This is a genomic window from Shinella zoogloeoides (assembly GCF_030733845.1).
Taxonomy (GTDB): Bacteria; Pseudomonadota; Alphaproteobacteria; order Rhizobiales; family Rhizobiaceae; genus Shinella; species Shinella zoogloeoides_C.
Genome location: NZ_CP132312.1, coordinates 262,501 through 281,128 on the forward strand (window position 1 = coordinate 262,501; position 18,628 = coordinate 281,128).

At 64.4% G+C, this 18,628-nt stretch carries 14 protein-coding genes and 1 pseudogene (1 of these 15 cut by a window edge); 14 read left to right on the forward strand and 1 reads right to left on the reverse strand.

Going from position 1 to position 18,628, the window contains the following annotated elements; genetic code table 11:
- The 7 genes from Q9316_RS21705 to Q9316_RS21735 form a co-directional block, all read left to right on the forward strand.
- On the forward strand, positions 1–413 hold the 3' portion of the coding sequence (locus tag Q9316_RS21705) for a sensor histidine kinase (RefSeq protein ID WP_306035395.1). The gene continues 1,411 nt to the left of window position 1, outside the view; 413 of the gene's 1,824 nt are visible here — the last part of the coding sequence; the start codon falls outside the window, past its left edge; it ends in the stop codon at positions 411–413.
- Positions 410–1,765, forward strand: a complete 1,356-nt coding sequence (locus Q9316_RS21710; protein ID WP_306035396.1) for a sigma-54-dependent transcriptional regulator — start codon at positions 410–412, stop codon at positions 1,763–1,765. Before Q9316_RS21705 ends, Q9316_RS21710 begins: the two co-directional genes overlap by 4 nt.
- Positions 1,766–1,963: 198 nt before the next feature.
- Positions 1,964–2,947, forward strand: coding sequence for a tripartite tricarboxylate transporter substrate-binding protein (locus tag Q9316_RS21715; RefSeq protein WP_306035397.1), 984 nt, complete (start codon positions 1,964–1,966; stop codon positions 2,945–2,947).
- A gap of 92 nt (positions 2,948–3,039) precedes the next feature.
- Entirely contained in the window at positions 3,040–3,501 is a 462-nt protein-coding gene (locus Q9316_RS21720) for a tripartite tricarboxylate transporter TctB family protein (RefSeq protein ID WP_306035398.1), read from the forward strand.
- Positions 3,502–3,510: 9 nt separating this feature from the next.
- On the forward strand, positions 3,511–5,016 hold the full coding sequence (locus tag Q9316_RS21725; RefSeq protein WP_306035399.1) for a tripartite tricarboxylate transporter permease: 1,506 nt from the start codon (positions 3,511–3,513) through the stop codon (positions 5,014–5,016).
- A 130-nt stretch (positions 5,017–5,146) separates the two neighbouring features.
- Positions 5,147–6,031 carry a helix-turn-helix transcriptional regulator gene (locus Q9316_RS21730; RefSeq protein WP_306035400.1) on the forward strand — a complete coding sequence of 295 codons (885 nt, stop codon included), beginning with the start codon at positions 5,147–5,149 and terminating at the stop codon, positions 6,029–6,031.
- A 160-nt stretch (positions 6,032–6,191) separates the two neighbouring features.
- Positions 6,192–8,357, forward strand: a complete 2,166-nt coding sequence (locus tag Q9316_RS21735; RefSeq protein WP_371878046.1) for a TonB-dependent siderophore receptor — start codon at positions 6,192–6,194, stop codon at positions 8,355–8,357.
- 85 nt (positions 8,358–8,442) lie between these two features.
- Here Q9316_RS21735 and Q9316_RS21740 read toward each other — a convergent pair whose 3' ends face one another.
- Complete coding sequence (locus Q9316_RS21740) at positions 8,443–9,204, reverse strand: DeoR/GlpR family DNA-binding transcription regulator (RefSeq protein WP_306035821.1); 762 nt, start codon at positions 9,202–9,204, stop codon at positions 8,443–8,445.
- Positions 9,205–9,416: 212 nt separating this feature from the next.
- On the opposite strand from Q9316_RS21740, the gene Q9316_RS21745 reads away from it, so the two are divergent.
- From Q9316_RS21745 to Q9316_RS21775, 7 genes and pseudogenes are all read left to right on the forward strand, one after another.
- Complete coding sequence (locus tag Q9316_RS21745) at positions 9,417–10,328, forward strand: choline/ethanolamine kinase family protein (RefSeq protein ID WP_306035402.1); 912 nt, start codon at positions 9,417–9,419, stop codon at positions 10,326–10,328.
- Positions 10,325–12,766 carry a GcvT family protein gene (locus Q9316_RS21750; protein WP_306035403.1) on the forward strand — a complete coding sequence of 814 codons (2,442 nt, stop codon included), beginning with the start codon at positions 10,325–10,327 and terminating at the stop codon, positions 12,764–12,766. Before Q9316_RS21745 ends, Q9316_RS21750 begins: the two co-directional genes overlap by 4 nt.
- A 210-nt stretch (positions 12,767–12,976) precedes the next feature.
- Complete coding sequence (locus tag Q9316_RS21755; RefSeq protein WP_160858746.1) at positions 12,977–14,005, forward strand: substrate-binding domain-containing protein; 1,029 nt, start codon at positions 12,977–12,979, stop codon at positions 14,003–14,005.
- 73 nt (positions 14,006–14,078) lie between these two features.
- Positions 14,079–15,604 (forward strand): annotated as a pseudogene (locus Q9316_RS21760) (sugar ABC transporter ATP-binding protein).
- A gap of 22 nt (positions 15,605–15,626) precedes the next feature.
- Positions 15,627–16,616, forward strand: a complete 990-nt coding sequence (locus tag Q9316_RS21765) for an ABC transporter permease (protein ID WP_306035404.1) — start codon at positions 15,627–15,629, stop codon at positions 16,614–16,616.
- A gap of 1 nt (position 16,617) precedes the next feature.
- On the forward strand, positions 16,618–17,625 hold the full coding sequence (locus Q9316_RS21770) for a sugar-binding transcriptional regulator (RefSeq protein WP_306035405.1): 1,008 nt from the start codon (positions 16,618–16,620) through the stop codon (positions 17,623–17,625).
- Positions 17,622–18,617: an aldo/keto reductase gene (locus Q9316_RS21775; RefSeq protein ID WP_306035406.1), complete on the forward strand. Its 996-nt coding sequence runs from the start codon at positions 17,622–17,624 to the stop codon at positions 18,615–18,617. Before Q9316_RS21770 ends, Q9316_RS21775 begins: the two co-directional genes overlap by 4 nt.
- Positions 18,618–18,628: the final 11 nt, after the last annotated feature.

Consider the following 18,628-nt stretch of genomic DNA (forward strand, 5'->3'; position numbering starts at 1 on the left):
AGGCGGCGGATGCGAAGCTGACCGTCGCGCTTGAAGGGGACGGGCTTCTCGTCAAGGCGGGGCCGGTCCGCCTGCAGCAGGTTCTGGTCAACATCATCAGCAATGCGGCGGATGCGGTCGAAGGTCTTGCGGATCGACGGATCGTGCTTTCCGCCGGGCGTGTCGATGCGCATGTCGTCATCGAGGTGCGCGATCATGGCCCCGGCGTGCCCGCGGCAATTGCCGAGCGCATCTTCGATCCGTTCTTCACCACCAAGGGCGTCGGGAAGGGGCTGGGCCTCGGCCTTTCGATTTCCTATAATATTGTCAAGGACTTCGGCGGAAATCTCTCCGTCGTGAACCATCCGGAAGGCGGTGCGGTCTTCCGGATCATGCTGGAAAGTGCGGACGCGGTGCAGGAGGCAGCGGAATGACGGGGGGACGCATCCTCCTGATCGACGACGAGGAGGAGATGCGGCGATCGTCGGCGCAGGCGCTGGAACTGTTCGGCCTCGAGGTCGATACGTTTTCAAGCGCGGAGCCGGTGCTGGAGCTCGTCGGCTATGCCTTCGATGGCGTGGTGGTCAGCGATATCCGCCTGCCCGGCATGGATGGCATGACGCTCCTCCAGCGCATCCGGGAGGTGGACCCCGAGGTGCCGGTCATCCTCGTGACGGGCCATGCGGACGTGCAGCTTGCCGTGAGCGCCATGCGCGCCGGCGTCTACGATTTCCTCGAAAAGCCATTCACCGTGCAGCATCTTGCCGGCATCATTCGCCGGGCCATGGACCGTCGGAGCCTCGTTCTGGAAAACCGCCGCCTGCGTGCGGTCGCCGGCAAGCGGGACGATATCGAGGCGCGGCTGCCCGGGCGCACGCAGGTCATGGTGGACCTGCGCTACAAGTTGCGGGCTATCGGCGCGACCGACGCGGACACGTTGATCATCGGCGAGACGGGCGCGGGCAAGGAAGTCGTTGCGCGGGCGCTGCATGATATCAGTGGTCGCGCCGACAAGCCTTTCATCGCCATCAACTGCGCCGCCCTGCCGGAAAATCTCATCGAGAGCGAGCTCTTCGGGCATGAGGCGGGCGCTTTTCCCGGTGCACTCCGCCCGCGCTACGGCAAGTTCGAACATGGCCGCGGCGGAACGATACTGCTCGATGAGATCGGCTCCATGCCCTTCGATTTGCAGGCGAAATTCCTTCGGGTCCTGCAGGAACGCGTCATCACGCGGCTCGGTTCGAACGAACCTGTTCCGCTCGATGTGCGCTTCATCGCCACGAGCAAGGTGGACCTTGCGGCCGAAGTTGCGGCGGGCCGCTTCCGCGCGGACCTGCTCTATCGGCTGAACGTGGCGACCCTGCATGTGCCCTCCCTCGCCCAGCGCCAGGCGGATATTCCCCTCCTCTTCTTCCAGCTCGTGCGCGAAGCGGCCGCTCGCTATATGCGTAGCGATGTCGATGTGCCAGCGGAATTGACGGCGGAGATTGCCGGGCGCGGCTGGCCGGGCAATGTCCGGGAGCTGCGCAATGCGGCCGACCGATTCGTGCTCGGCCTCGATGCCAACCCGGACGATGTGCCCCAGATGGCCGAGCCACGACGGCTGTCGGACAAGGTTGCCGCCTATGAGAAGGGGTTGATTTCCAGTGCGCTCACCGCTCACGGCGGTAGCCTCAAGCCGGTTTACGAGCAACTCGGCGTCTCCCGAAAGACGCTCTACGAGAAGATGCAGAAATACGGCCTCGACAAGAACCTCAACGCCGCATCGCTTCAGGACGAGTTCTGACGATCGTGGTGGGTGGGAATCCACCCATGTGCAATCGCCTTTGTTACCAAATCCACCCAATCGAACAAGTTTACCGCCGTAAACTGACTGCGAAATCCGCTCACTCGCTTGCCTGAGCCGAGGATCGCATCATTCTTGCCGCATCCAGAACCGGTGCGGGAGGAGCCCTGCCGGCTGAGATTTCATCGGGAGGATTTGATGAAGACCTTGAAAGCCCTCGCGGGCATTTCGGCGGCAATCGCCGTATCGCTGCTTTCCACCTCTGCCCTCGCCCAGACCTATCCAGACCGGACCATTACGATGGTCGTGCCGTTCTCCGCCGGCGGCCCGACGGATACGGTGACGCGCCTCGTCGCGGAAGCCATGTCGAAGGATCTCGGCCAGCAGATCGTCGTGGAGAATGTCGGCGGCGCCGGCGGAACGCTCGGCGCCGGCCGCGTGGCGAATGCGGACCCGGACGGCTACACGCTGCTGCTGCACCATATCGGCATGGCCACCAGCGCGACGCTCTACCGCAAGCTGGCCTATGACACGCTCAACGCCTTCGAATATGTCGGTCTCGTCACCGACGTGCCGATGACGATCGTGGCCCGCAAGGAATTTGAGCCCACCGATCTCAAAGGCCTGATCGACTATATGAAGGCGAACAAGGACACCGTGACGGTGGCCAATGCCGGTATCGGCGCGGCATCCCATCTTTGCGGCATGATGCTGATGAGCGCGCTCGAGGCGCAGTTTACCACGGTACCTTACAAGGGAACCGGTCCGGCCATGACGGATCTTCTCGGCGGCCAGGTCGACGTGATGTGCGACCAGACGACCAACACGACGAAGCAGATCCAGGGCGGCACGATCAAGGCCTATGCCGTGACGTCCCCTGCCCGTCTCGGCAACCTGCCGGACGTTCCGACGGCGGAGGAAGGCGGCCTGCCGGGCTTCCAGGTCGGCATCTGGCACGGCATCTATGCACCCAAGGGCACGCCGGCCGAGGTGACCGAGCGGCTTTCCAAGTCGCTCCAACTCGCGTTGAAGGACGAGAACGTCGTCGCGCGCTTCGCCGAACTCGGCACGGCGCCCTCCTCCGAAGCCGATGCGACGCCGGCCGCGCTCAAGGCGAAGCTCGAAAGCGAGATAGCCCGCTGGAAGCCCGTCATCGAGGCCGCCGGCCAGTACGCCGACTAAAATTCGCACGGATAGGGTCGTGGTGGCGGTCGACGCCGCCGCGACACCTGCCGCCGGCGCGGCCTTTCCCGGCCGCTGGAAAAGGGGATTCCATGAAACAAGTGCAATTCGACAGCACCAATGCGATATGCGGCCTGACCTTCATCGCGCTCGGTGGCTTCTTTGTCTATCAATGCCTTAACCTGGAGCTAGGCACCGCGTTCCGCATGGGGCCGGGTTACTTTCCGATGATCCTCGCCGTGATCCTGACGATCCTCGGCGTCATTGTGCTGGTTCAGGCAACCCGGGTGAAGGGCGAGCCCATGGGGCCGCTCGCCTTGCGCGGCATGCTGTTCATCCTCCCTGCCCCGGTCTTTTTCGGCCTGACGGTCCGGGGCCTCGGCTTCGTGCCGTCGCTGTTCTTCACCGCGCTGATCGCCGCTTTCGCCTCGACACGCATGAAACCCGGCATGGCGCTCGTTCTTGCGCTCGCCATCACGATCTTCTCGGCAGCGGTGTTCAGCTATGCGCTGGGCCTGCCGTTCGAGCGGTTCGGTCCCTGGACCCGGCTGTAGGAGGCGTTTGTGGATCTTGTCAGCAATCTCGTTCTCGGCTTTTCGACAGCCGCCTCGCCCGCGAACCTCGCCTTCTGCCTCATCGGCGTCCTGCTCGGCACGCTGATCGGCGTGCTGCCCGGGATCGGCGCAACGGCGACCATCGCCATGCTCCTGCCTATCACCTTCCAGCTCGAGCCCGTCTCGTCGCTGATCATGCTCGCCGGCATCTACTACGGCGCGCAATATGGCGGCTCGACCACGGCCATCCTCATCAACATGCCGGGCGAATCCTCGTCCGCGGTGACGGCCATCGATGGCTACCAGATGGCGCGCAAGGGCAGGGCGGGGGCAGCGCTTTCCATCGCCGCGCTCGGCTCGTTCTTCGCCGGCACGGTCTCCACCTTCCTCGTGGCGATCTTCGCCATCCCGTTGACCGTCGTCGCCCTTGAATTCGGCGCTGCCGAGTATTTCTCGCTGATGGTGGTCGGTCTCGTCTCGTCGATCGCGCTGGCGCACGGCTCGATCGTCAAGGCGCTCGCCATGGTGGCGCTCGGCCTGCTGCTCGGACTGGTGGGGACGGATATCTATACCGGCACGCCGCGCTTTACCCTCGGCATCCGGGAATATGCCGACGGGCTCAACTTCGTCGCGGTCGCGGTCGGTGTCTTCGGCATCGCCGAAATCCTGCGCAACCTCGAGGGCGAGAAGACACGCAGCCTCGTGATGGCGAAGGTTTCCGGTCTCTGGCCGACGAAGGACGACTTCAAGCGCATGATCGGCCCGGTGCTGCGCGGCACGGGCATCGGCTCGGCGCTCGGCATCCTGCCCGGCGGCGGGGCGATCCTGGCGGCCTTCGCCTCCTATACGGTCGAGAAGCGCATTTCCGACCATCCGGAAGAGTTCGGCCACGGCGCCATTGCCGGCGTCGCCGGCCCGGAATCGGCCAACAATGCCGGGGCGCAGACCTCGTTCATACCGCTGTTGACGCTCGGCATTCCCGCCAACCCCGTCATGGCGCTGATGGTGGGAGCCATGATCATCCAGGGCATCGTGCCGGGGCCGAACGTCGCTTCCGAGCAGCCGACACTTTTCTGGGGCATCATCGCCTCCATGTGGATCGGCAACCTGATGCTCGTCGTCCTGAACCTCCCGCTAATTGGCCTGTGGGTGAAGCTGCTGACGGTGCCCTACTACGTGCTCTTCCCGATCATCATGGCGTTCTGCTCGATCGGCGTCTACAGCGTGAATTCCAACGTCTACGACCTCTACGCGGTCGCGCTGTTCGGCCTTGGCGGCTACCTGCTGGTGAAGCTGCGCTGCGAGCCGGCGCCGCTGCTGCTGGGCTTCGTGCTCGGGCCGCTGCTGGAAGAGAACCTGCGCCGCGCCATGATCCTGTCGCGCGGCGATCCGACGACCTTCGTCACGCGGCCCATCAGTGCCGTGCTGCTCGCCCTCGCCCTCGCCGTGCTGGTCGTTGTCTTCCTGCCCTCGGTCAAGAAGAAGCGCGAGGAAGTATTCCAAGAAGAGGACTGACAGGGCAAACCTGCGGGGAAGGGGAGGGGCGGCGTCGAGCCGCCCCTTCTTCGTTTCGGCGATATTGCATCGCTGTGCATTCCGCGCTAGGAAACTTGACAAAAATTAGAAGGTATATCCGGTCGGCGAGATGACGTTCCAGCCGCGCATGCAGAACAGGATCGAGGGCTTTTCCGTCGTCGGCGATCTCAATCGCCGGCAATGGAACGGCATCGTCGCCGATGTCTGGGATGTGGAATGCGCGCCCTATGCCGGCGGCTACTATGTCGGGCAGGATCCGCGCCTCTTCGTGCTGCTCGACAAGCGGGGGCCGGGGCAGTCCCGTATTCGCGTGGCGCCCGGCGGTTCGGAGACCGTGGAGGATTGGGGACACCGCCCGATCGCCTATATTCCGGCGAATTTCGAGCTTTGGGCGGACCTTGCCGACCACCGGTTCATGCGCCATCTCGACCTGCATTTCGACGCGCAGACGATCAGCCGGCGGCTGGCGGAGGATCTCGATCCTGGGCGGCTTGCAACGCCGCAGCTCTTCTTCTCGGATAACCGCCTTCTCGCGCTTGCCCAGCTTATCGCCGCGGAATGCACCAATCCCCAGCCGCTGCACGATCTCTATGGCGATGGTCTTGCGCTCGCGCTGATCATCGATGTCATGAAGCTCGCCAAGGCGCCGAGCCGCAAGCGCAGCCGGCTTGCCGGCTGGCAACTGCGCCGGGCGACGGATTTCATCGAGGAAAACTGCCTGCGCAACATCCGGCTGGAGGAATTGGCTGCGCTCATTGGCCTTTCGCAATCGCATTTCAGCCATGCCTTCAAGGCTTCCACGGGCGTCGCGCCGCATCAATGGCAGATGAATGCGCGGCTGCGCCATGCCAAGCAGTTGATCTTGAAGGGGGAACATTCCCTCACCGAGATCGCGGCGGAGGCCGGTTTCGCCGACCAGGCGCATTTCACCCGCGTCTTCCGCAAGAATTTCGGAACGACGCCCGCCCATTGGCAGAAGACCCAGCCCGCTTGAAGGTCCTACGAGCGAATGTTCGTCTTTTGGAAAATTGCCCAAGAACGTTCAATTTTCGGGGAATGCGACAAGCCCGGCTGTTAAAACTGAGTTAATCACTCATCTTATTGTGATTGACTGTCCGGTGCGGGGACCGGGCGCGAGTGGGGTTTGCCGGATGATGCAGAAGTCGAAGAACGAACAACGGGTGCGGTGCGCGCTGGCCTGCGGCGCGGCCGCAATCGCCCTACTGGCGCCGCTCGCGGCCGTCGCGCAGAGCGCCGGCGAGGCCACGCGCCTGGAGGAAATTCGCGTGGAGCAGGGGGGCGCGGCTTCCGCTGCGACCGGTGTCGAGCCGGTACAGGGCCTCGTCGCAAAGTCCACGCGCACCGGCAGCAAGTCGGCCGCCACGCTCAGGGAAATCCCGCAGTCGGTCACCGTCGTCGGCCGTGAAGAGATCGATGCCCAGAGCCCGCAGAAGATCGACGAGGCGCTGCGTTACGTCGCCGGCGTCAATCCGTCCACCTACGGCACGGATTCGGATACGGACTGGCTGTTCATCCGTGGCTTCCAGGCGGACCAGACCGGCGTGTTCCTGGATGGGCTTTCGCTGCACCAGAGCGGGTTCGGCACGTTTCTCGTCGATCCGTTCTTCCTCGAGCGCATCGAGGTCATCAAGGGCCCGAGCTCGGCGCTCTACGGCGGCGCCAATCCGGGCGGCTTCGTCAACTACATCAGCAAGCGCCCGACGGACGAGCCGCTACGCTATGTCGAGACCGGCATCAACAGCTTCGGCAACGCCTATCTCGGGCTCGACTTTGGCGATCGGCTCGGCAGCGACGACGTCGTGAACTACCGCCTGACGGGGAAGATTTCCGGCGGTGGCTGGGAGACGGACAAGGCGAAGGACTTCCGCGGGACGATCGCGCCCAGCCTAACATGGAAGCCCGACGAGGGGACCAGCTTCACCATCCTCAGCTCCTATCAGCACATAGACCTGACCCACACCAGCACCGGTTTCCTGCCCTATGTCGGCACGGTGGTGGACGCGCCCGGCGTCGGACGCATCCCGCGCGACCTGTTCTACGGCGAGCCGGATTTCGACACTTATGATCGTCAGCAGGCGATGATCGGCTACGAATTCGAGCACACCTTCGACAACAATTGGACGGTGCGCCAGAACCTGCGCTATGCCAGCGTCTCGCTCGAGGAGGATGGCCTCTACGGCAATGGCATCACCGCCGGCATGCTCAACCGCTTCCGCTTCGGGCACGACACCGACGTCGGACTTTTCGCTGTCGATAACCAGCTCGAAGGCGGGTTCTCGACGGGTGCCCTCGACCACGATCTGCTGCTCGGGCTGGACTATCGCAACTACAATATCGACCAGACGCAGGCCGCGGGTGGGGCCGCATCCATCAACCCGCTCAATCCTGTATACGGTACGATTCCCGGCGCATTGGGGACCTATCTCGATCAGGACCTGAGCAAGAGCCAGCTTGGTCTTTACGCGCAGGACCAGATCAAGTTCGGCGGTGGCTGGATCGCGACGTTCAACGGCCGCTACGATTTCGTATCGACGGACCTGGAGGACCACATCACGGCGGCAAACTCCGTGGAAGGGGACGAGGGGAAATTCACCGGCCGGGCGGCGCTCGCCTATGAATTCGCGAACGGCCTGACGCCCTATGTCAGCTATTCGACCTCCTTCAACCCGACGACCACGACGGGCGCGGACGGCAAGCTGCTGAAGTCCGAGACGGGCGAGCAGTGGGAGGCCGGGGTGAAGTACCAGCCGGGCTTCATGGATGCGATCATCACGGCGGCCTATTTCGACATCACCCGCCAGAACGCGGCGGCGCCCGATCCGTCGAACCCGCTCTTCCAGGCTGCCCTCGGCAAGGTTCGCTCGCGCGGCTTCGAAACGTCGGTACAGGCAAACGTGACACCCGCCCTGAAGGTGATCGGCGCGCTGACCTATCTCGACATGGAGGTTCTGAGCGAGACCGATTCGACGCCTGCCGGCAACACGCCGATCCAGGTGCCAGACCTGACCGCATCGCTGTGGCTCGACTACGCCTTCCAGGGCGGGGCGCTTGAGGGCCTGAGCGTGGCGGCCGGTGTGCGCCACATCGGCAAGTCCTGGGCGGACCAGGCGAACACGCTGGAAGTGCCTTCGGCAACGCTCGTCGATGCGGCCATCCGCTTCGAGAAGGACAATTGGGCAATCGCGCTGAATGCCTCCAACCTTTTCGACAAGGAATATGTGGCAAGCTGCAAGGGCGCCGGTTCCTGCGGCTATGGCGCGGGCCGGACGTTCATGCTCAAGGCAAGCACTTCCTGGTAGAAATGCCGGGGTCGGCACTTCACCGGCTTGAACTCAAAACCTGGCGGGATGACCTCGCCGGGTTTTTCAGTTTACTGCGGGCAACTTAGCGGGCGAGGGTGACGTTCACGCCGGCGGCCTTCAGCGCGGCGGAGACGTCGCGGGGCGGGGCCTTGTCGGTGAAAAGCTCGGTAAGCGCGCTGAACTCGCAGACGCGCACGAGGCCCTGCCGGCCGAACTTGGTGTGGTCTGTCACGACGATGGCGCGTTTGCCGCGGGAAACCACGGCGCGCGCGAATTCCGCCTCTTCCAGATCATAGTCCATGATGCCGATCGCGGCATCGATAGCCCCGGTCGTGATCACCGCGTGGCCCACGGTGAAATGGCTGATGAACTCGATGGCGGAGATGCCGAACGCGGCGCCGTTGTCGCTGCGCAGTTCTCCGCCCGCCATGTAGACGCGGTTGCCGTTGACGGTCGAAAGCGTGCGGGCGATGTCCGAGGAATTGGTTACAACCGTAAGTTGCCGATGGCCGAGCAATTCGCGGGCGAGGTAGCTGGTCGTCGTGCCCGTATCGAGCATGATGGAATCGCCGTCGCGAATGGTCGCTGCCACGGCGACGGCGATCGCTTTCTTCGCCTCGCTGTTCTCGCGCATGCGCTTTTCGAACGGCGCTTCGCCGACGACGGAGGGCAGGGCCACGGCGCCGTGCATCTTCACCACGCTCCCGTTGGTGGTCAGCGGCTTGATGTCCCGTCGCACGGTTTCCAAGGAAACGTCGAGCTTGTGGGCTAGGTCGGCGATGCTCACCGTGCCTTCCTGCTGGAGAAGCCGGAGGATGTCGCTATGGCGCTTGGAATGGTTCATGTCGGTCGAATCCGCAAGGTCTTCCTGTTTCATAATCCGTCATGGGTCGTCTGGCAAGAAAGCCGCAAAAACGGGCGCAAAGTCATAAAAAGCCACATCTTGCAATTGACAGCGGCGCTCATCCGGAATGACATTGCCCCCGCCGCAGCCTGTAGAAAACAAATCGGGAACGGCATTGGGTGGCGGTCGCCTGCTGCCATGGGAGGAAGTCTATGGAGGGGCATGTCGAGCTCAGCCGCGCCGTCGAAGACCGCATCCGGGCCTTGCCCTGCTGGCGCGGCCGTATCGATATCGCGCCGCTGAAGGGCGGCATCAGCAACGAGAGCTACCGCGTCGACGACGGGGCAGGGCGCCATGTCGTGCGTTTCGGCCAGGACTATCCTTTCCATCATGTCTTTCGCGAACGCGAGCTGATGACCGCGCGGGCGGCGCATGCAGCGGGTTTCGGACCCGAGGTGCGTTATGCCGAGCCCGGCGTCATGGTTTCCGCCTTCCTCGGGGCAAAGACCTTTGCCGCGCAGGACGTCGCGGCGGAGCGCCGCCGCGTGGCGGACCTGCTGCGCCGGTTTCACAGGCAGATGCCGGCGGCGGTGAGCGGCGCCGCATTCCTCTTCTGGCCGTTCCATGTGGTGCGGGACTATGCCCGCACGCTGACGGCCGGCGGCAGCCGCATGGTGCCGTGCCTGCCGGATTACCTGGCGCTGGCCGAGGAACTGGAGGCGGCGCAGATGCCGCTGCCGATCGTCTTCGGCCATAACGACCTCCTGCCGGCAAACCTTCTCGATGACGGCGAGCGGCTCTGGCTGATCGATTTCGAATATGCCGGCTTCTCCACCGCCATGTTCGATCTTGCCGGCGCCACGTCCAATGCCGGGCTTTCCCCTGAGGAGGCGGAGGATTTCCTCGACGCCTATTTCGGCGGTGCGCCAAGCCCTGCAATCCGTCGCTCGCATGCCGCCATGCAATGCGCTTCGCTGCTGCGCGAAGCGATGTGGAGCATGGTTTCCGAACTGCACCTCGCGGCGCCGGGCATCGACTATGTCGGCTATACGGCGGAGAACCTCGAGCGCCTCGACAAGGCACTCGACCATTACAGAACCACATACGGGAAACCTGCGAAATGACCCTGCCATCGCATGCCGAAATCGTCGTTATTGGCGGGGGCATCATCGGCTGCTCGACAGCCTACCACCTTGCGCGCGACCACAAGGCGGACGTCCTGCTGCTGGAGCAGGGCACGCTGACATCGGGCTCGACCTGGCATGCGGCGGGCCTTGTCGGGCAGCTGCGCTCCTCGGCGTCGATCACCCGCGTGCTGAAATATTCCGTCGATCTCTACAAGGGACTGGAAGCCGAGACCGGGCTTGCGACCGGCTGGAAGATGACGGGGTGCCTGCGCCTTGCCACCAATCAGGACCGCTGGACCGAGTTCCGCCGTCTCGCCACCACGGCAAAGAGCTTCGGCATGGACATGCACCTGCTGACGCCGGAAGAGGTGAAGGCGATGTGGCCGCTGATGGAGGTCGGCGACCTCGTCGGGGCAAGCTGGCTGCCGACGGACGGGCAGGCAAGCCCTTCCGACATCACCCAGTCGCTCGCCCGGGGCGCGCGCATGCACGGCGCGAAGATCGTCGAGAACGTGCGCGTGACGGGTTTCGACATGGACGGCGATCGTATCGTGCGCGTGCGCACCACGCTTGGCGATATCGCGTGCGAAAAAGTCGTCAACTGCGCCGGCCAATGGGCCCGGCAGGTGGGGGCGATGGCGGGCATCAACGTGCCGCTCCAGCCGGTCAAGCATCAATATATCATCACGGAGAGGGTGCCGGGTCTGTCAACCGATGCGCCGACCATTCGCGATCCTGATCGGCGCACCTATTTCAAGGAGGAGGTCGGTGGGCTGGTGATGGGGGGCTACGAGCCGAACCCGCAGCCCTGGACGACCGGTGACGTGCCCGACGACTGGGCCTACCGGCTCTTCGATGACGATTTCGACCATTTCGAGCAGCATATGGCCGAAGCGATCGCCCGCGTGCCGGCCCTGGAAAAGGTCGGCGTCAAGCAGATGATCAACGGGCCGGAGAGTTTTACGCCTGATGGTAACTTCATCCTCGGCGTCGCGCCGGAATGCGCGAACATGTTCGTCGGCGCCGGTTTCAATGCCTTCGGCATCGCCTCCGGGGGAGGGGCGGGCTGGGTTCTGGCGCAATGGGTCGTCGACGGCGAGGCGCCGCTCGATCTCTGGGTGGTCGATATCCGCCGCTTCGCCGGCATGCACCGCGACCGCCAATGGGTGCTCGACCGCACGCTGGAGGCCTACGGCAAGCACTACACGATCGCCTTCCCGCACGAGGAATACGAAAGCGGCCGTCCGCGCGTGGTCTCGCCGCTCTATGAGCGCCTGAAGGCGCATGGTGCGGTCTTCGGCTCGAAGCTCGGCTGGGAGCGGCCGAACTGGTTCGCCCCGGAGGGGGTCGCGCCGAAGGACGTCTATTCGATGGGGCGGCAGAACTGGTTCGCCGCCGTCGGGGACGAACACCGCCATGTGCGCGAGGCCGTCGGCATCTTCGACCAGTCCTCCTTCGCCAAATACGAGATGACGGGACGGGACGCGCAGAAGGCGCTCGACTGGATCTGCGCCAACGACGTGAGCAAACCGGCTGGGCGGCTCACCTATACCCAGCTCCTCAACAGCCGCGGCGGCATCGAGGCGGACCTGACGGTGGCGCGGCTCACGGATGAGACATTCTACATCGTAACCGGTACCGGTTTCCGCACCCACGATCTCGGCTGGATCGCCGATCATGTTCCGGCGGGTCTCGACGTTACGCTGCGCGACGTGACGGAGGATTTCGGCACGCTCTCCCTGATGGGGCCGAAGGCGCGCGACGTGCTCTCGGCCGTCACGGAGGCGGATGTCTCCAATGCCGGTTTCCCCTTCGGCCATGTGCGCGAGATCGGCATCGCCGGCCATGCCGTCCGGGCGCTGCGCGTTACCTATGTCGGGGAACTCGGTTGGGAGCTGCACGTGCCGATCGGCGCCATCGGAACCGTCTTCGATGCGCTGATGGCGGCAGGAAAACCCTTCGGCATCCGCCCTGTCGGCTACCGTGCCCTGGAATCGCTGCGCCTCGAAAAGGGCTATCGCGCCTGGGGCTCCGACATTACGCCGAACGACACGCCTTTCGAGGCCGGCCTCGGCTGGGCGGTGAAGCTGGGCAAGACCGTCGATTTCCTCGGCCGCGGGGCGCTGCAAGCGGCGAAGGGCGAGCCGCGCAGGAAGGCCTTTGCCGGCTTCACGGTCGACGATCCCGGTGTTGTGCTCGTCGGGCGCGAAACGATCCTGCGGAACGGCGAGCCGGTCGGTTATCTGACGAGCGGCGGTTATGGCTACACGCTCGGCAAGAACATTGGCTACGGCTATGTGCGCCGTGGCGAGGGCGTGGACGACAGGTTCCTTGCGGATGGCGACTATGAGCTCGTCGTCGCCATGGAACGCACGCCGGCAAAAATCCACCTCGAACCGCCTTACGATCCATCCGGGCTGCGGGTGAAGGGATAGACGTGAAAGATATTTCAGTCGCTGGCCTTGATTTCAGCCAGATAGCATGAAATAAATTTCAATGCGTGAATTATATTGACACGCAATGCGCTTTGCAGTTAGCTGCCCATACCGGACTTCGAGGAGGAAATCCGGTCTTCAACGCGATCAGCGGCGTCGTTCCGGCGCCCTCGGGCTTTTTGGGAGGGGCTTCGGCCTCGAGGAGGACTTTTGCGCACTTTTCTCAGCACGACCGCGATGGCGGTCCTCGCAGCAACGCTTTTTGCCGGTTCCGCGGCCGCCGAGACGGAGAACCCGTTCCGCTGCAAGCCGGGCGAAAAATACGTCATGAACGTCATGGTCTCGGGCGTCGAATACTGGTTCCCGGTCTATGAGATGTTCAAGCAGGCCGGCCAGCAGCTCGGCTGCGAGACCGAATATACCGGCACGCCGGAATATGACGTCAACAAGCAGATCGCCACCTTCGACCAGGCGCTCGCCCAGAACCCGGCCGGCATCCTCGTCCATCCGATGAACTCCGACCCGTTCATCGAGCCGATCAACCGCGCCATCGACCAGGGCACGGCGGTCGTCACCTTCGCCGCCGACTCGCCGCTCTCCAAGCGCGTCTCCTTCATCACCTCGGACAACACCCGCGAAGGCACCTATGCGGCCGACGCCATTGCCGAGAAGATGGGCGGCAAGGGCGAATATGCGGTCCTCGAAAATCCGGGCCAGGACAACCACGACAAGCGCATCGCCGCCTTCATCGCCCGCATGGAAGAGAAGTGGCCGGACATGAAGCTCGTCGGCCGCGCCGCCTCCAACCAGGATCCGACCAAGGCCTATCAGGGGCTTTCGAGCCTCATCCAGGCCAATCCGAACCTTGGTGCGGTCTTCATGCCGGAGGCGAACTCGGCGATCGGCGCGGCGCAGGCCAACAAGGAAAGCGGCGGCAAGGTCCTCGTCATGTGCGCGGACGTCAACGCCAACATCCTCGACATGATCAAGGCCGGCGAGGTCTTCGGCTCGATCAACCCGAACCAGGGCATGCAGGGCTATATGGGCTTCATGCTGCTGTGGCTCGCCAAGCACCCCGAGCTGATCGACCCGATGAACGACGCAAAACGTTCGGGCTTCAACCCGATGAGCATTCCGGTCGTCGACAATGGCCTGTCCATCGTGACGGCGGAAAATGCCGACGACTTCTACTGGGACAAGTACCTGAAGCGTCGCGGCACCAAGGGTATCGAGGAGTAAGCTCCCAAGCGATCGCCATCCGCGCCATGCTGGCGCGGATGGTCTTGAGGGGAGAGGGAGAGGGAGGATGACGATGGCGGAGCCGGTGCTCACCATTCATGGCGTGACCAAGCATTTCGGGGCGGTGAAGGCGCTGACGGACGTCGACTTCACGCTCGAACGCGGCGAGGTCCATGCGCTCTGCGGCGAGAACGGCGCCGGCAAGTCGACGCTCATGAACATCATCGCCGGCGTGCTCCAGCCGACCGAGGGCGAAATCCGCGTCGACGGCAAGGCCGTGCGCGTTTCCTCTCCCGCCGTTGCGCAGTCGCTCGGCATCGGTCTGGTGCATCAGGAGATCGCGCTCTGCCCCGATGCGACGGTTGCCGAAAACATGTTCATGGCGGCGACCAACCGCCGCCGCTCGCCCTTCATGAACTACCGCGCGCTGGAGCGCGATGCGCAGGCGGTGATGAACCGCCTGGCCGCCATCGATGTCCGCCGCAAGGTCGCGGACCTGCCGATTTCCAGCCAGCAGCTCGTCGAGATCGCCAAGGCGCTGACGCTCGACTGCCGCGTGCTGATCCTCGACGAGCCGACCGCCGCACTGACCGAAACCGAGGCGCAGCAGCTCTTCGCGATCATCCGCGACCTCAAGGCGAACGGCATGTCGATCATCTATATCAGCCACCGCATGGCGGAGATTTTTTCGCTCTGCGACCGGGTCACCGTGTTCCGCGACGGCCGCTATGTCTGCACCGACCGCATCGCCGACGTGACGGCGGACGATGTGGTGCGCCGCATGGTGGGCCGCGAGATCACCCAGCTCTATCCCGACAAGCTCGGGGCGGACGAGGCGTCCGGCGAAACCATTTTTGAGATCGACGGCATCGGCGACGGCGAGCGCTTCCAGAACGTCAGCTTCGACTTACGAAAGGGTGAAATCCTCGGCATCGGCGGCCTCATTGGCTCCGGCCGCACGGAGATCGCCGAGGGTATCTGCGGGCTGAGGCCGCGCGTGGCGGGCACGGTGCGGCTGCATGGCAGGACGCAGAAGATCAATTCCTATGCCGACGCGGTGAAGGCGGGCATCGTCTATCTCTCCGAGGACCGCAAGGGCTCGGGCGTCTTCCTCGATATGTCCATCGCGCAGAATATCTCCGTGCTGGACCTGAAGGCGCTGACCAATTCCGCCGGTCTTTTGAACGGCCGCGCGGAGGCGGCGCTTGCCGAGGACTTCGCCCGCCGGCTCGGCGTGCGCATGGGCGGCATAGAGGCACCCGTCAAGTCGCTTTCCGGCGGCAACCAGCAGAAGGTGGCGATCGCCAAGCAGCTTGCCGTGAAGCCGAAGGTCATCCTGATGGACGAGCCGACGCGCGGCATCGATGTCGGGGCGAAGACGGAAATCCACCGCCTGCTGCGCGAGCTTGCGCGCTCGGGCATCGGCATCGTCGTCATATCCTCGGAAATGCCGGAACTGCTCGGTCTTGCCGACCGGTGCTGGTCGTCCGGGAAGGGCGCATCGCGGGGGAACTCGCCGCGGATGAAATGTCGGAAGAGGCCGTGATCCGTCTTGCCTCGGGCATGGGCACGGCAAGGGCGGCGAACCATGCCGCGTGAAGAGAAAGTGGGAGAGAGGGACATGGCAATCGACACGATGGCGGCAGGCGCGCCGGGAACACCATCCTTCAAGCGCATCGCCACGATGCGCGAAGCCGGATTGATCGCGATCATCCTGGCGCTCGGCATCGTCATGAGCTTTGCCTCGCCGCACTTCCTGACGCTCGGCAATTTCCGCGCCATGCTGATGAGCTTTTCGGTGGAGGGCATCGTCGTCGTCGGCATGACGATCCTGCTCATCGTCGGCGGCATCGACCTTGCAGTCGGCTCCGTCGTCTGCTTTGCCATGGTGCTCTCCGGCTCGCTCTTCCTGGCCGGACTCGATCCCTGGACGGCCTCGCTGATCGGCATTGCCGCCAGCGCCGCCATCGGCGGCATCATGGGCTTCTTCGTGACGGTCGTCGGGCTCAACCACTTCATCACGTCGCTCGCGGCCATGGTGATCGTGCGCGGCCTCTGCCTCATCATCACCAAAGGCACGCCGTTGTCGCTCTTCACGCTGCCGGCCGGCTTCAAGGCGGTGGGGCAGGGCACCTTCTACGGTGTGCCCTATGTCATCCTGATCTTCGTCGCGGTCGTCGTCCTGTTCGATTTCCTGCTGCGCCGGGCGACCGCCTTCCGCAAGGTCTTCTACACCGGCAGCAACGAGAAGGCCGCGCTCTATTCCGGCATCAAGACCAACCAGGTGAAATTCTGGGTGACGGTGCTGTGCTCGACGCTCGCCGGTGTCGCCGGCGTCATCTACATGTCCCGCTTCGGCGCGGCCACGCCCACCTTCGGCGTCGGCATGGAGCTCAACATCATCGCCGCGGCAGTGATCGGCGGGGCTTCGCTGAACGGCGGGTCGGGAACGATCCTCGGCGCCATCCTCGGCATCGCGCTGCTCTCGCTCGTCACCTCGTCGCTGATCCTGCTCAACGTCTCCGTCTATTGGCAGGACATGATCAAGGGTTGCATTCTGCTCGCCGCCGTTTCCATCGACCATTTCCTGCACAAGCGGAAGGCCGCCTGACATGCCGATCGCCAAGTTGAAACCCAGGACGAGCGCGCCGCGCGAAGAAATCGTCATCGCCCGCCAGATGCATCAGGCGCTCGTCCTGCATTTCCTGGAAGGGCTGACGCAGGCACAGATCGCCGACCAGCTCGGCCTCTCGCACGCCACCGTCAACCGCCTCATCAAGCGCGGCCGCCAGCTCGGCCTCGTCGAGATCAAGATCAAGTCGCCGGTCGAGCCGCTGGTGGATATGGAGGAACGGCTTCTGGCGCTCGGCGGCATCAGCCGCGCCGTGGTGGTGCCGACCGTATCCGACAATCCGCAGACCGCGCTTCTGGCGGTGGGGGAGGCGGCCGCGCGCCTGCTGCTGGAGGAGATCGCCGACGGCGACACGATCTGCATCACCGGCGGCAAGGGTGTTGGCGCCGTCGTCGCCGGCCTCCAGGCGCCGCGCCGCTTCGACGTCGAGGTCATCCCCGGAACGGGCTGCGTGCAGGGCAAGCACTATACGGACGTCAACCATGTCTCGACGCTGATGGCCGAGCGGCTCGGCGGCCGCTCCTGGCAGATCCACGCGCCGCTCTTTGCCGACGATGCCGGGCAGCGGGCGATGCTGATGAACATGCGCTCCGTTTCGGAAGTCTTCCAGCGGGCGCGGGAGGCCAAGGTAGCCGTCGTCGGCATCGGCTCGATCCTGAGTTCGGACTCGACCTATTACGACCTGCACCCGTCGTCCAGCACCGACCGGTCGGCCATCGAGCATTCCGGCGCGAGCGCGGAACTGCTGGCCCACCTCCTCGACGGCGAGGGAAGGGTCTGCGACTACAGCCTCAACCGCGCGCTGGTGTCGCTGACGCTGGAGGAATTCGCGTCGATCCCGACGAAGATCGGTGTCGCGAGCGGCCTCAACAAGGCCGGTTCCATCCTCTCCGTCCTGCGCGGCAACCATCTTGATACGCTCGTCACCGACGAGGCGACCGGCGCGCGCATCCTTGAACTGGCATCGCAAGAAGGACTTTCCGCATGAGCGGCGAACAGTTGATCCGTCAAATCGGGCGCTCCGGCGTCAGGGCCTCGGCCGTCGGCCTCGGCACCTGGGCGATCGGCGGCTGGATGTGGGGCGGCACGGACGAGGCGGAATCGATCGCCGCCATCCAGGCCTCGCTGGAGGCCGGCGTGACGCTTATCGACACGGCCCCTGCCTATGGTCTAGGACGGTCGGAGGAGATCGTCGGCAGGGCGCTGGCCGGCCGTCGCGACAAGGCGGTGATCGCCACCAAATGCGGTCTCGTCTGGCACACGCAGAAGGGCAATCATTTCTTCGATCAGGACAGCAAGCCGGTCCACCGCTATCTCGGCCGGGATTCAATCGTCCATGAGGTCGAGGAAAGCCTGCGCCGGCTCGGCACTGACTATATCGACCTCTACATCACCCATTGGCAGGATCCGACGACGCCCATCGAGGAGAGCGTCGCTGCGCTGGAGGAACTGAAGCGGGCCGGAAAGATCCGCGCTATCGGCGCCAGCAACGTCAACCGGGCGGAACTGGAGCAATACATCCAAACCGGGTCGCTCGATGTGATCCAGGAGCGGTTCAGCATGATCGATCGCGAGATCGAGGCGGACCTGCTGCCGCTCACTGTCCAAAACGGCGTGTCGACGCTCAGCTATTCCTCGCTGGCGCTCGGCCTGCTCTCCGGCACGATCGGGCCGGACCGCATCTTCGCGGGGGACGACCAGCGCAAGGACAATCCGCGCTTTTCCGTCGCCAACCGGCAGAAGGCGAAGGACTTTTCCGAGGCGATCCGGCCGGTCACGGAGCGGCACGGCGCGAGCATCGCCCAGGTCGTCATCGCCTGGACGCTGGCGCAGCCGGGCGTGACCTTTGCCCTTTGCGGTGCGAGGAACCCGGCGCAGGCGCTGGACAATGCGCGGGCCGGCACGCTCCGGCTCGGGGCGGACGATCTTGCTTCGATAGACACCGCCATCGCGGCGAAACTGGCCAACATGGACGGATAGCAGGCTGTCAT

Excerpts from the sequence above, each read along its gene's own strand:
- Q9316_RS21710 (WP_306035396.1), top strand. The coding sequence starts at position 410 with ATGACGGGGGGACGCATCCTCCTGATCGACGACGAGGAGGAGATGCGG.
- Q9316_RS21715 (WP_306035397.1), top strand. The coding sequence starts at position 1,964 with ATGAAGACCTTGAAAGCCCTCGCGGGCATTTCGGCGGCAATCGCCGTA.
- Q9316_RS21720 (WP_306035398.1), top strand. The coding sequence starts at position 3,040 with ATGAAACAAGTGCAATTCGACAGCACCAATGCGATATGCGGCCTGACC.
- Q9316_RS21730 (WP_306035400.1), top strand. The coding sequence starts at position 5,147 with ATGACGTTCCAGCCGCGCATGCAGAACAGGATCGAGGGCTTTTCCGTC.
- Q9316_RS21735 (WP_371878046.1), top strand. The coding sequence starts at position 6,192 with ATGCAGAAGTCGAAGAACGAACAACGGGTGCGGTGCGCGCTGGCCTGC.
- Q9316_RS21740 (WP_306035821.1), bottom strand. The coding sequence starts at position 9,204 with ATGAACCATTCCAAGCGCCATAGCGACATCCTCCGGCTTCTCCAGCAG.
- Q9316_RS21745 (WP_306035402.1), top strand. The coding sequence starts at position 9,417 with ATGGAGGGGCATGTCGAGCTCAGCCGCGCCGTCGAAGACCGCATCCGG.
- Q9316_RS21750 (WP_306035403.1), top strand. The coding sequence starts at position 10,325 with ATGACCCTGCCATCGCATGCCGAAATCGTCGTTATTGGCGGGGGCATC.
- Q9316_RS21765 (WP_306035404.1), top strand. The coding sequence starts at position 15,627 with ATGGCAATCGACACGATGGCGGCAGGCGCGCCGGGAACACCATCCTTC.
- Q9316_RS21770 (WP_306035405.1), top strand. The coding sequence starts at position 16,618 with ATGCCGATCGCCAAGTTGAAACCCAGGACGAGCGCGCCGCGCGAAGAA.
- Q9316_RS21775 (WP_306035406.1), top strand. The coding sequence starts at position 17,622 with ATGAGCGGCGAACAGTTGATCCGTCAAATCGGGCGCTCCGGCGTCAGG.